This window comes from Pseudomonas laurylsulfatiphila, from assembly GCF_002934665.1.
In the GTDB taxonomy this organism is placed as follows: Bacteria; Pseudomonadota; Gammaproteobacteria; order Pseudomonadales; family Pseudomonadaceae; genus Aquipseudomonas; species Aquipseudomonas laurylsulfatiphila.
Window position 1 is genome coordinate 678,004 of the sequence record NZ_NIRS01000002.1, and the last position, 13,260, is coordinate 691,263.

Genomic DNA, 13,260 nt, shown 5'->3' on the forward strand with positions numbered 1-13,260 from the left:
GGGATAGGCAGAAAACGGCCAGAAGCGCTCAGTCGCTCAAAACACTTAAAAACCACTGATTGCTAAAGTCATCAGGATCCGAAAATAGCTCACTCGGTCGAAGGGACGGATGTTTTGCTGCCCAAGCGGATGAGTTCATTGGAGAAACACAGGCCGACGATGATCAGTGCCGCTCCCGCGTACAGGCTTTCGCGTGGTACTTCATTGAGTGCCACAAACGCCAGCAGCGCGGCGAACAGTGGCTCGGTCAGCTCCAGCGCTTGCACCTGGGATGGCTTGAGATACTCGATGGCCTTGGTGGTGCAGAAGAAGCCCAGGATTGTCGGCAGCGTGGCCAGCGCCAGCAGCACGACGATCGCCAGCGGTGACAGCTCACCTATCGCGAAACCATCGGCCGCAGCCGGCATCAAAAGGTACAGGCTGCCAAAGAACAACAATTGTCGGGTGAAGTGCAGTCCCCCCGACACACCCATACGCTTCATGGCAACCGAAAAGGCCCCATAGCCACAGCCGGCCATGGAGGCGAGCGCAGCACCTTGCAAGGTAAAGCCTTGCTGCAGGTCGCCGCCGAAGATCACCGAGATCCCGGCGATAGCCAGTGCGGCGCCAACGGTAGCGTTCGCGGTGATGGCATCCTTGAGGAAAATGCGCCCCAGAATGATCGAGGAAATTGAGGCACTGGCCATCAGCACCACCACCACACCTGCCGCAGCGTAGTGTCGATAGGCGGACGTTTCGAAATGGAACAGCACAAAGATGCCAAGGAATGCGCAGATAGCCGCCTGAGTCCATTTGGTCGACGCCGCCGGGCGCTTGAGGACAAATAATAAGATCGAGAGCAGCACGCATCCCAGTACGGTCTTGATGACAGCGACACTGCTAGCGGTGAAACCATTACTCATGAGTATTTTGCTGAGTACACCGATCGTTGCGTTCAGTGCCGCAGCGGAGAGTGCAAATATGACGCCTTTGCTGAAAGTAGATTGCATTGATGACGATCCCTGTCGCTGAATTGTCGTTCGATAGAATGCCGCCCTACATCGACGGCGCAAAGTTTGAGGATACGAAGATCCGACCAACCCCAGTATTTATTGTGGCATAAGCTGGATCGCCCAGTAGGATGCTATTCGCCTTCTTGTCGCCGCCAAGGGAGAAGTCAGAGGGCCTGGCCCTTGGCTATGCAATTTGAGTTGACGAACATTGCAGTGTGCTGCAAAGACTGACGTATATCCGGTTTGGCTATTCCATGCCTGTTGGCAAATTGCTCGACCGCCGCTGTATCAAAACGAGTGGTCTGGATAAAGTCCAAGGCTTCGGTTTTTGTATTCAAAAACCGCGCGACGGGAGGAATACTCAGTAGCAACTTCAGCAATCGGAGTGAAATGTAATGCTTGGGAGACTTTAAGCCCAAAGGTTGTGCCACCTGTACCAGGAGTTCTCGCAAGTTCGGTGTTTGGTCATCAAGCGCCAGCAGTTCCTGGCCCACCATGGCAGGATCAAAAGCACAAACCGCCACCAGCTCAACCAGGTAATCCACGGTGACCAGTGGCAGCCAGTGCTCGGCGGTACCGGGCACTGCAGTCAGCTTTCTCTGCACAAGGTTGCGTATCAGCTCCACCAGCGGCTGACCGTCAAGGATATGCCCAGTGCGGCTGTGGCCACAAACCGTCGCGGGGTGGACAACGGTAATCTCCCCGCCCTTGGTGGACATGACCTCCAGGGTCGCAAAATGCGCCTCCAGCTTGCTCCCCTCGTAACCACCGACATGTCGGTAGACGGCAGGCCAATTCGTCAGCTCCGGATAACGAGGATCAATTCCGATGCGTTGCAGATGTTCATGATTTTTCAGCATGTAGCCGCCGATCATCACTAGCCGGCTTTTTTGCTCAGCCGCCAACAGCGCCACGCGCTTTGCCCCTTCCACATTCACCGCACGAGAATGCTCCACTGAAAGCCCCCATGCGAAGTGGGCGCCCAGGTGGAATATGACTCTGGCGTGCCTTAGAACTTCTCGGTCAACAAGACTCAGCCCGAGGTTGTCCCGTTCCAGATCGCCAGCCACGGCAAATACCCGGGTTGCACACCCTCCCAAATTGTCGACTTGCTCCCGCAGTGCAGCTAGTCGCTCTGGGCGACGCATCAACACCCGAATGGTGTGCCCTTTTGCACTCAGATACGCCACCAAATGTTGACCGATGAAGCCGGTCCCCCCCGTGACAAAGCACTCCACGCTCATTTCCCTGCTCCTTGTTTAAGGTGAAAAATCAAGCGTAAACTATCGACCCAACTCTATAGTCAAGCGGTGTTTTCATGAAAATCGGCGAACTCGAGGCCCGCAGCGGTGCCAGCCGCCATACGCTGCGTTACTACGAGCAAATCGGCCTGATCTCACCGCTGCGGCAAACCAACAACTATCGCGTTTACACAGAGCAAACGCTGCAGGATCTGGACTTTATCCAGCGCGCGCAAAGCATGGGGTTTTCCCTGGGGGAAATAGGCGAGATTCTGGATGCGCAGCGGAACAAGCTGATCGATTGTGCTGACGGCGCCAAGTTAATTGAAAAGAAGATGGCGGAAATCAAACAGAAAATCGCCAACTTCCAAAGCATTTATCGGTACCTGGACCAAGAGCGTGCAAACCTCGAAGCCAGTGCTGCCAAGCAACTTGAGCTTCAGCAGCTGAACAACTCTGAATTGCTCCGGATTTGCTAGACACATGATGTCTGCTTTGGGTCGATTGCTGCCTGTCACGAAGGGCAGCAACCGGCCAGGAGCCGCCATTCAACGCGACTCGATAATACTCACCCGACCGTGCATCATGATGCTCGCCATCATCTCCTGTGGCACCAGGGCCAGAAGAGCAGAACACTGTTACCGCGAATCAGGTATTTACACTGCCCGCCCCTGGCGAATGAGCCTATTGAAATGGAAGTCATCTCATGTTTGAACGTAACAAACTGGTTCCAGAGTTAATGGTCACTGACCTGGATAGCAGTCAGGCTTTTTGGGTGTCTTGCCTAGGGTTCGAAGTAGCTTATCAACGCCCAGAGGATGGATTCGCTTACCTCGACTTGAACGGTGCTCAAGTAATGCTTGAGCAGGTTGATCCGGACGCAGGCCAATGGCTGACTGCGCCCCTGACCAAGCCGTTTGGAAGAGGAATAAACCTGCAGATTGACGTTATGGCCGTAGTACCAATCATCCAAAAACTTGGCCAGGCTGGATTTCAACTCTATCGAGAATGCAAAGACACCTGGTATCGGGCTAGCAATGTAGAAGTAGGCCAGCGCGAATTCATCGTCCAGGATCCCGATGGTTATCTCGTGAGGTTGGTAGAGCGGTTGGGTGAGCGGCCGGTTTGATCAATCTGAACACAGACCAGGGCGACCGTCCGTTTAGGGTCATTTGCCGTCACTCGGGTTCGACAACCATTCCGGATGGCTGCACTGTTTAGCCGACCCGATCTGATGTGACAAAACCTGTTCCAGCGCTGGGATTTCTACTGTGCGCGGGGCTCGGATGGAATGAGGACGACCAGATCCGTATTACCTATGTCGACACCCGCTTGTGAAAATAAGGTAGTCGCTTGCCCACGGTGATGCGTCTGGTGGTTGAAGAAATGCATGACCAAACCATAAAAGTTCTTGTCGGCGGGCACTCCCGTCATGCTTGTGTAATTGAGGGTGTGATCTAAATTCGCCTCTGTAATGGAGCAAGACCACTCGATAATGATCCTGTCGAGCCACACTCGATGTGCCGAAAGTTCTCGGATATTTGAGAATGTTGACTGGTCAAGGCTTTTGGGGGCAGGAAGCTGCCGAATCGGCTCCAGAGCCAAGTGGTTCGCCGGGTGCTCGGCGAATCGCTTGAGCCAGATAGTGTCCCCGGCCACTAAGTGGTTCAACGTCCCGAGAATAGAACCAAAGAATGCTTTTCTATTCACTGAAAGCTCTTCATCTGGCAGGCTTTTGGCTGCCTCATAAATCTTTGCGTTCATCCACTCGTTATAGGTCGCCATCAAGCAGATATGGCCGGTGCGGCTCATTGTGTTCATCCTTTGAGTGAATATTTGATCAGCGGTCCACGCTCATCTTGAAGCCCCGTCTAGTACTGGGCTTCGTTGTGTTCAGTGTGGCGCAACAGAGTGGCCTCTCTCGCTTGGAGCATGCGTGTAGCCCGGCGAAAGGGGAATGGAAATGGTCGTGTCGAGTGGTGAGGGCATCAAAAAACTGCCTTAACTGCGTTATGGATTGATGAATAGTCTGTGGGTGTGCGTTGAATTGCGCTACCCCGATGTCCGCTTTTGGGCCGTTTTCTGCATGTCTCCACCGGCAGCTATGGGTCGGAAGCCGTCGCTCATGAACGTCCGTATATGGACTCCTCCTCGTTGCAAGCCTCCTTCGCTTTGGCGCCCGTGCCGACTGCACACGTATATTCGACCTCTTACTGCGGCATCGTTTTGATGCAGGGCCATGATGGGCTATTCGCGCGTCAGCTCCCAATCGCTTTTACGTGCTTTACGCACCTGGACGTTAAAGGGTTTTGCCGACGCCGGTTCGACCGGTTTGCCATTGCTCGGGTTGCTTCGCAATCGTGGTGTGTGGGGCTTCTCCCGGGATGAATGGATCAGGCCGCTGCCCGACCCGGTTGGTAATCAGTGCCATTGCGCAGCATCGCCCAAGCCATGCGTGCAGTTTTGTTGGCCAGTGCGATGGCGGCCACGTTGGGATGTGAGCGCTCGGCTAAACGGACAGCCCACTGGCTGAGTCGATCGTCTTTGGATTTGGCTGTGCGCAGTGCCGACCGCGCACCGTGGATCATCAGCGTTCGCAGATAAGCATCCCCACGTTTGCTGATGTCAAGCAGTCGATCCTTGCCGCCAGAGCTGTGTTGCTTTGGCGTCAGCCCTAGCGAGGCGGCCAGTTGTCGGCCGTTAGCAAACTGACTGGCATCACCGATGGCAGCAACTAGCGCAGTGGCAATCATCGGGCCGACGCCACGCAGTTGTTGCAAACGGACGGCCGATGGCTCACTTGCCGCGATCGCAGATATCTCGCCATCGAGTTCGCTCACGCGCTCATCAAGTGCGCGCAGGTCATCCCACAAGCCATTCAGCAGACGACGAAAGCGTGCCGTCAAACCGTTATCTGCATCTTCTAGCCAGCACGGTATTGCGCGACGCAGCATCAGTAATTCCTTCGGCGCAACGAGACCGTACTCGGCGATCAGCCCACGAATCTGATTGGCTTTGGCCGTCCGCTGCTCGATTAAGCCGGCCCGGATGCGATGCGTCGCCTGGATATCCTGTTGTTCGATGGTCTTGACGGCGACGAAGCGCATGCTGGGGCGGCTCATCGCTTCGCAGATTGCCTCGGCATCGTTGGCGTCGTTCTTGTTGCTCTTGACGTACGGTTTGACGAACTGCGGCGCGATCAGCCTCACCCGAAATCCGCGTGCTTGTAGTTGCCGCGCCCAATGGTGCGCACCACCGCAACTTTCCATGCCGATCTCACAGCCGGGTTCGATCTTCTCCAGCACCGTTTGCAGCCAGCGATCGCGAGGCAGACGCTGCCGCCAGACTGGCTGCTCATGACGATCCACGCCGTGGATCTGAAACACGTTCTTGGCCAAGTCGACCCCAATGCGCATAAGCTTCATGTGTGGACTCCTTCTCACGGTTGACTGCGGTTCGCACCTTCAGTCTGGCACTCAAGATGCCGAGGTGAGGAGGAGTCCATCCCATTGCTTTTGGCCGTTTTCTGCCTTTGGTGACCGGCAGAAATCGGCCAAAAAGAGACAGTCAGATACGTCTGGAAAATCAAGGGTGATTCACTATGCACCACCCTGCCAGATGCCAGATTCAGAGCTTCCCCCCGCGAGTTAAAGTATAAAGTCCGCCGTGGTCGCGCTGTTGAGACCGACTATCTGGATGGCGAATTCGGCGGCGCTATCGGCATCGGTATTGCCGTAGAGCACGCCCCCTGCAACTTTCAACTGTCCGGCCGCATTGAAGGCAGCGCTACTGCCGATGATCGAGCTGAAGGCTTCATTGGTGTTCGTCGCCGTGTTGGCATCGAGCGTCGACAGGTCAATCTTGTCGGCTCCCTGGGTGAAGTCGGTGATGATGTCCCAGGTGGAGCTGGTCAGCCCCGTTTCAGCGAGGGCATTGAAATCGAAGATATCGTTACCGACGCCGCCGGTGAGAACATCCTTGCCCATACCGCCAACCAGGATGTCGTTCCCGCCCCCACCGTTCAGCAGGTTGGCGGCGGCGTTGCCCGTGAGCGTGTCGTTATAGTTGGACCCCGTGAGGTTTTCGATGGCGATCAGGGTGTCGGAGCCTGAGCCACCGGTGGCCTGGGCCGTGGTCACAGACAGGCTGACGGCGACTGCGCTGCCGGCATAGACGTAGGAGGCCGTGTCGACGCCGGTACTGCCATTGAGGACATTGTTGCCGGCCCCGGCAAACAGGGTGTTGTTGAGATCGTTACCCGTCAGGGTGGCGATCCCGGTGGCGAGGACCCGACCATATTCGACATTGGCACCGAGGGTGTAGGCGCTGAGAAAACTGTAGACCGTGTCGCTGCCGCCGGTGCTGGCCGTGGCATTGGTTTCGATCACTACGTCGCCAGCGTTGTCGACGTAGTAAAGGTCAGACCCATCGCCGCCCGTCATCCTGTCAACGCCTGCGCCGCCATCCAGAACGTCATTGCCCGCCCCACCGTCGAGCGTATCGTTACCGCTGCCACCGCTCAGCAAGTTAGCCGCGGCGTTGCCCGTGAGCGTGTCGTTGTAGTTGGAACCGGTGAGGTTTTCGATGGCGACCAGGGTATCGGCGCCCGAGCCGCCGGTGGCCTGGGCCGTGGTCACGGCGAGGCTGACGGTGACTGCACTGCTGGCATAGAGGTAGGACACCGTATCGACGCCGGTGCCGCCATTGAGGACGTTGTTGCCGATTTCGGCATAGAGGGTGTTGTTGAGGCCGTTACCCGTGAGGGCGGCGACCCCGGTGGCTAGGAGGCGACCGTTCTCGACATTGTCGCTGAGCGTGTAGGCGCCGAGAGAGCTGTAGACCACGTCGCTGCCGCCGGTGCTGGCCGTCGCATTGGTTTCAACCACGACGTCGCTGGCGTTGTCGACGTAGTAGATGTCGGAGCCATCACCGCCCGTCATCCCGTCGGAACCAGTGCCGCCATTCAGAACGTCATTGCCCGCGCCACCGTCGAGCGTATCGTTTCCAGCGCCACCATTGAGCAGGTTGGCGGCGGCGTTGCCCGTGAGCGTGTCGTTGTAGCTGGAGCCGGTGAGGTTTTCGATAGCGATCAGGGTGTCAGCGCCTGATCCGCCGGTGGCCTGGGCTGTGGTCACGGCCAGGCTGGCAGTGATTGCGCTGCCGGCATAGAGGTAGGAGGCGGTGTCGACGCCAGTGCCACCATTGAGGACGTTGTTGCCGACCCCGGCATAGAGGGTGTTGTCGAGGCCGTTACCCGTCAGGCCGGCGATCCCGGTGGCGAGGACGCGCCCGTTCTCGACGTTGGCACCGAGGGTGTAGGCGTTGAGAAAACTGTAGACCGTGTCGCTGCCGCCGGTGCTGGCCGTGGCATTGGTTTCAACCACGACGTCAGCCGCGTTGTCGACGTAGTAGATGTCGGAACCATCATCCCCCGTCATCCTGTCGACGCCTGCGCCGCCATTCAAAAAGTCATTGCCGGCACCGCCGTAGAGGTGGTTGGTGGCGGCGTTACCGGTCAGCGTGTTGGCGAGATCGTTACCGGTGCCTGTGAGCGCCGCGCTGCCAGTGAGGGTCAGGTTCTCCTGGTAGTTGCCGAGGGTGCGGCTGACGCTGGAAATGACGGTGTCGACGCCGCCGCTGGCGGAGGTTTCGGTAACCACGTCGCTGGCATGGTCGACGTAGTAGATGTCATTGCCCAGGCCGCCGATCATCACATCGGCGCCGGCACCGCCGTTGAGCGTATTGGCGGCGGCGTTGCCGGTCAGCGTGTTGGCGAGGCCGTTACCGGTGCCATTGATCGCTGAAGCCCCTGTCAGTATCAGGTTCTCCAGGTTGGCCCCCAGCACCCAGCTCACAGCCGACTTGACCGTGTCAGTGCCGGCGCCCACCTCCTCACGAAGTTGAAGCAGGTCATCGACCACAGCATAAGTATCATTGCCAGTGCCCCCAGCCAACAACATGTTACCCTGACCGTTCAGCGTGTCATCACCGCTCCCGCCATTGACCTCCAGCCGTGCCGCGGTTCCATCGGCACTGAAGCGCTGGACATGGATACCGTCATTAACATGACTGGACTGTCCTATAGACATCCAGGTCACTGCCCAGCCGCCGTCTTCCAGAGACGTGACCTTGGCGGAAACCTGTGAACCGTCAGTGGTGGTGTTGACCAGCGTTTCGCCACCGACGGTTTGGCCCGCTGCGTTATAGCGCTGGGAATAGATAGCCACCCCACTGCCATCCTGTTCGCCGCCCGCTTCCCAGGTCACCACCCAGCCGCCATCAGCCAATGCCGTTACATCGGAGAAACTCTGAGACTGAGTGGCATAGAGAGGGCTGGTTATGACGAGGGTTTCACCGCCGACCGCCTGACCATTGGCGTCATAGCGCTGGAAGTAAATATCGCTACCATTGGCAGCTACGCTGAAGGATGACCAGCTCACCAGCCAGCCACCATCGTTCAAGGCCGTTACCGCAGGAATGTACTGGTCATTCAGCGTATTGGTGTTTACCTGCGTTTCGCTGCCTACCCTGTTACCGGTTGCATCGTAACGCTGGGCATAGATATCGAAGCGGCTTTCGCCTGGGTGAGTCGCATGCCAGGTCACCAGCCAGCCACCGTCCTTCAGGGCTGTCACGTCAGAGCTGTAGTGTACGATCTGATTATCCCCTGTCGTCGTGTTGACCTGGGTTTCGCCCCCCACAGCGATGCCCGCTGCGTTATAGCGTTGGGCCTCGATCGTGAAGTTATTGCCAGCGACGTCCCGCGACATCCATACCACCAGCCAACCGCCATCACCCAGTGCTGTAACAGCCGGGCTGTTCTGGCTTTCAGCCGTGTGGGTATTGACGCGCCATTGATCGCCCATGGGATCACCAGCCGCGCTGAACCGCCGGGCATAGATGTCGCCAGTTTCGACCATCTGATAGGTGTACCAGGTAACCACCCAGCCACCGTCAGCCAACCCAGCGATATCGGAATATCCCTGAGAGTGTTGCGAAGGGGCGACAGCAATCTCATCGCCCACCTTCTCGCCTGCTGCACTGTAGCGTTGGATTAAAATATCGTTCCCATTGACTGGATCTCTGGACTCTAGGGACACCAGCCATCCACCGTCGGCCAGCCCGGTAATGGAGATATTGTCCTGAGTCATCGTCATAATCGTACTGACCCGGCTTTCACCGCCCGCTTTGACGCTCAGAATCCTGTCGGCGAATTGCAGGCTCTCGATGTTGCGCAGGTAATCGGTACCCTCATCGCCATCAACGACATTCAGGTCGGTGACCGTCAGTTGGCCGTTGCTCCATCCAAAGCGATAGTCGCCAGCGTTGCCCGTATAGATAGCCGTATCCTGGCCCGCACCGCCGTCGAGGGTGTCGTCCCCCGCCAGGCCGGTAATGCTTTCGGCCTCACTTGTCCCCAATAGAACATCGTTGCTCGTAGTGCCTGATATCACGGCCATGTGGGATTTTTCCTTTATTCAAGTAACAGGCAAGGTAAAGCCGCCGGGCATTTCATCGAAATTCGTCGAGGCCACGTAGGTCTGCACTCATTTTCATTCAGTTCACTCATGGCCAAGGTGCTTGCGCTGGTGAACCGGGTGACAAACCGGGCTGGGCTGGGCTGTCCGCCCGCTTGCAACCTTCTACTGCCCGGCCGCACAGATAGTGGCACTCATTGTATATAGCCATCTGCCACTTCGCTTGTCCGGTCGTCGCCTCCTATCACGTGGGCAAGCCGATCAGGACAGAACAGTGGGTGACATACTTTCCAAAATGGACTCCGATGGCATCACCAGCTCTCGACAGTGATCGTTACTTTTTGACATACGCAAGGCATAGCCCGCAGACAAAATGCGAGAAGGATTCAGGGGGAAACAAGGGGGTCCGCTTGACGATCACGAATGACTGCATCAGTCGACTGCGGCCCTTCGCGACAGGCAGAAAACGGCCAAAAGCCGACCTTCGCCCACCGGCCAAATTGATGCTGCCCTACAACGTTATCAATAACCAATGACCCCAGATGATTACCTTTGGCCGCTTAGTGACCAATTGGTTTTCAACGAGAACACAATGCGTTCCCGTGTCGATATCAGACACGGATGTGGCGTGATCAGGTAACTGAATCATCGGACAAGCCGGGTAAGGTGGCGCACCTTTTCATCGAAACGACCACGTCCGATGATGGGCTTGATAAGAACTGCAGCGTTTGAAGGGTGCTTCTTTCAGGAAGCCCGGCAGGCAGCAATGATGATCTGTTGCCCCTATCCATCCGCTTAAATGTCGATCGGCAGAGAAAAAAACCAATGATTAGCCCGAGCTCCAAGGATTCGAGTGGCCAATTGGCGCAGGGCTTCAAGCCTCGTCACGTAACAATGCTGTCAATCGCCGGTATTATCGGCGCCGGTTTGTTCGTTGGCTCAGGACACGCCATTGCGGCGGCTGGCCCGGCGGTGCTGCTGGCCTATCTATTCTCTGGTCTGCTCGTCGTTCTGGTCATGCGCATGCTCGGTGAAATGGCGGTGGCCAACCCGGACACCGGCTCTTTCTCCACCTATGCCGACCAGGCCATCGGCCGTTGGGCCGGCTTCACCGTCGGTTGGCTCTACTGGTGGTTCTGGGTGCTGGTGATCCCTATCGAAGCGCTGGCCGCCGGTCATGTATTGAACCAGTGGTTTCCCCAGATCGATGCCTGGCTGTTCGCCCTGGTGTCGATCATTGCACTGGTGGTGACCAACCTGTTCAGCGTGTCCAAGTACGGCGAATTCGAGTTCTGGTTCGCCATGGCCAAGGTGGTGGCGATCATCGGTTTCATCGGCGTGGGTTTTGCCGTGTTGATGGGCTGGGTTCCCGATCGGGAAGTCAGCGGATTGAGCGGCCTGATGGCCGAGCACGGCGGGTTTGCTCCCAACGGGCTGTCGGCGGTAGTCGGTGCCTTCATCACCATCATGTTCAGTTTTATCGGTACCGAAGCGGTCACCATCGCCGCCGCCGAATCCGACAATCCCTCGCAGAACATTGCCAAGGCCACCCGTTCGGTGATCTGGCGCATCGGGGTGTTTTACCTGCTGTCGATTTTCGTGGTCATCTCCGTGGTGCCCTGGAATGACCCGCTGCTGGCTTCGGTAGGCTCCTACCAGCGGGCACTGGAAATCATGAACATTCCCCACGCCAAGTTCATGGTGGACGTGGTGGTGCTGATCGCCGTGGCCAGTTGCATGAACTCCTCGATCTACATTGCCTCGCGCATGCTGTACTCGCTGGGCCGTCGCGGTGATGCGCCGAAGGCGCTGAAGGCGACCTCCTCCGAAGGTGTGCCGCGGGCAGCAGTCATCGCCAGCACTGTGCTGGGCGCGGCGATCACCGTGTGGAGCTACTTCATGCCCGCCGGGTTGTTCGAGTTCCTGCTGGCCAGTTCCGGCGCAATTGCCTTGGTGGTGTACCTGGCCATTGCGGTGTCGCAGCTGCGCATGCGCCGGATGTTGCGTCGGCAGAACGTCGAGCTGACCTTTCGCATGTGGCTGTTTCCCTGGCTCACCTGGTTGGTGATCCTGTTCATCTGCGCAGCGCTGGCGGTGATGATGGCCTCCCCTGATCACCGTACAGAAGTGAGCACGACCATTGGCCTGGCGCTGGCGATTTCCTTTATCGGCCTGGTGACATCGCGTCACCCTGCGCAGGCTGCGAGGGTGACATCGGCGGGATAAAACCCGGTAGGTAGTTGCGCCGAACCTGATACCCCCTACGCCAGGACTGGGGGTATGACCCGCTCCTGTGTCTCAGGCCGTCATCGCTTTTAGTGAGGACATGACCACGATGTCATCGAACTCCACCGTGTCCGACGGTAAGACTCAATCCGTCGGTTTTCTGCTGCTGGACAAATTCACACTCATTTCCCTGGCGTCGGCAGTAGAGCCACTGCGTATGGCCAATCAGTTGTCGGGGCGAGAGCTATATCGCTGGCATACGTTCAGCCCCGGGGGAGAGCCTGTCTGGGCCAGTGATGGCGTGCAGATCACTCCGGATGCTTCATGGAAAAATCCATTGGTGGCGGACACTGTAATCGTGTGTGGCGGTATTGGAATCCAGAGCGTGATTACCCGCGAGCACATTACCTGGCTGCAAGCCCTGGCGCGTCAATCCAGACGCTTGGGAGGTGTGTGCACCGGTAGCTGGGCGCTCGCAAAAGCCGGGCTGCTCGACGGCTACGAGTGCAGCGTGCATTGGGAATTTCTGGCGGCCATGCAGGAAGCCTTCCCGCGAGTCAGCATCAGTGCGAGCCTGTTCACCCTCGACCGAAACCGCTTTACAAGCTCCGGCGGAACGGCCCCCATGGACATGATGCTGCACCTGATCGGTCGCGATCATGGTCGAGAATTATCCGCCGCCATCTCCGAGATGTTTGTCTACGAGCGCATACGCAACGAACAGGATCATCAGCGCGTTCCCCTCAGGCATGTGCTCGGAACTCATCAGCCCAAGCTGCAGGACATCGTCGCGTTGATGGAGGCCAATCTCGAGGAACCGATCGACCTGGATAACCTTGCAGAATACGTTGACCTGTCACGTCGACAGCTGGAGCGGCTATTTCAGAAATACCTTCACTGTACGCCGTCACGCTACTACATGAGGTTACGTCTTGTTCGAGCGCGACAACTGCTCAAGCAAACATCATTGTCGATCATTGAGTTGGCGTATGTATGCGGTTTCGTGTCGACACCCCATTTTTCCAAATGCTATCGCGAGTACTTTGGTGTTCCCCCCAGTGAGGAGCGTTCCGGCTCGGAAATGAATCGCAAAATAGCAACGCTTGCGACGACGCAGCCGTCATTGACCAAACCGCCGACAGCGCTCGACCAGGCACGAAACGAATCGACCTTTGCCAGTGTTCGAATGATGGATCGCTCCGGTTTGGCGGAGTCGTGCTGATGGGACGGCTCGGCCGCATCCTCCGTAGTGCATGAGTTTACTCAACAAGAGCACGCAGGAAATATGCCTTGTGTTAGAGAGGCCTCTAGCAAACCGAGGCC

Annotated in this window: 9 protein-coding genes; 4 read left to right on the plus strand and 5 right to left on the minus strand. The window is 57.4% G+C overall.

Translation table 11 applies throughout. The features are described from left to right. Nucleotides 1-89: 89 nt before the first annotated feature. Nucleotides 90-989, minus strand: a complete 900-nt coding sequence (locus tag CD175_RS08815) for a DMT family transporter (protein ID WP_104448567.1) — start codon at nt 987-989, stop codon at nt 90-92. Between the two features lie 167 nt (nt 990-1,156). Next, nucleotides 1,157-2,236, minus strand: a complete 1,080-nt coding sequence (locus CD175_RS08825; RefSeq protein ID WP_104448568.1) for an SDR family oxidoreductase — start codon at nt 2,234-2,236, stop codon at nt 1,157-1,159. A 74-nt stretch (nt 2,237-2,310) separates the two neighbouring features. Between CD175_RS08825 and CD175_RS08830 the strand changes: the two genes are divergently transcribed. Next, the gene (locus CD175_RS08830; RefSeq protein ID WP_104448569.1) at nt 2,311-2,712 is read left to right on the plus strand and encodes a MerR family transcriptional regulator; all 402 of its coding nucleotides are present in this window, start codon (nt 2,311-2,313) and stop codon (nt 2,710-2,712) included. Between the two features lie 227 nt (nt 2,713-2,939). Then, nucleotides 2,940-3,362, plus strand: a complete 423-nt coding sequence (locus CD175_RS08835) for a bleomycin resistance protein (RefSeq protein ID WP_104448570.1) — start codon at nt 2,940-2,942, stop codon at nt 3,360-3,362. Nucleotides 3,363-3,499: 137 nt separating this feature from the next. Here CD175_RS08835 and CD175_RS08840 read toward each other — a convergent pair whose 3' ends face one another. The 3 genes from CD175_RS08840 to CD175_RS08850 form a co-directional block, all read right to left on the minus strand. Further along, nucleotides 3,500-4,045, minus strand: a complete 546-nt coding sequence (locus CD175_RS08840; RefSeq protein ID WP_104448571.1) for a DinB family protein — start codon at nt 4,043-4,045, stop codon at nt 3,500-3,502. 581 nt (nt 4,046-4,626) lie between these two features. Beyond that, a complete protein-coding gene (locus CD175_RS08845) occupies nt 4,627-5,658 on the minus strand; it encodes an IS110 family RNA-guided transposase (RefSeq protein WP_104448572.1) in 1,032 nt (343 codons plus the stop codon). A 222-nt stretch (nt 5,659-5,880) separates the two neighbouring features. Continuing rightward, the gene (locus CD175_RS08850) at nt 5,881-9,693 is read right to left on the minus strand and encodes a beta strand repeat-containing protein (protein WP_104448573.1); all 3,813 of its coding nucleotides are present in this window, start codon (nt 9,691-9,693) and stop codon (nt 5,881-5,883) included. 843 nt (nt 9,694-10,536) lie between these two features. On the opposite strand from CD175_RS08850, the gene gabP reads away from it, so the two are divergent. Continuing rightward, nucleotides 10,537-11,937, plus strand: coding sequence for a GABA permease (gene gabP / locus CD175_RS08855; RefSeq protein ID WP_102699854.1), 1,401 nt, complete (start codon nt 10,537-10,539; stop codon nt 11,935-11,937). A 109-nt stretch (nt 11,938-12,046) separates the two neighbouring features. Beyond that, nucleotides 12,047-13,159, plus strand: coding sequence for a choline metabolism transcriptional regulator GbdR (gene gbdR, locus CD175_RS08860; protein WP_420849101.1), 1,113 nt, complete (start codon nt 12,047-12,049; stop codon nt 13,157-13,159). Nucleotides 13,160-13,260: the final 101 nt, after the last annotated feature.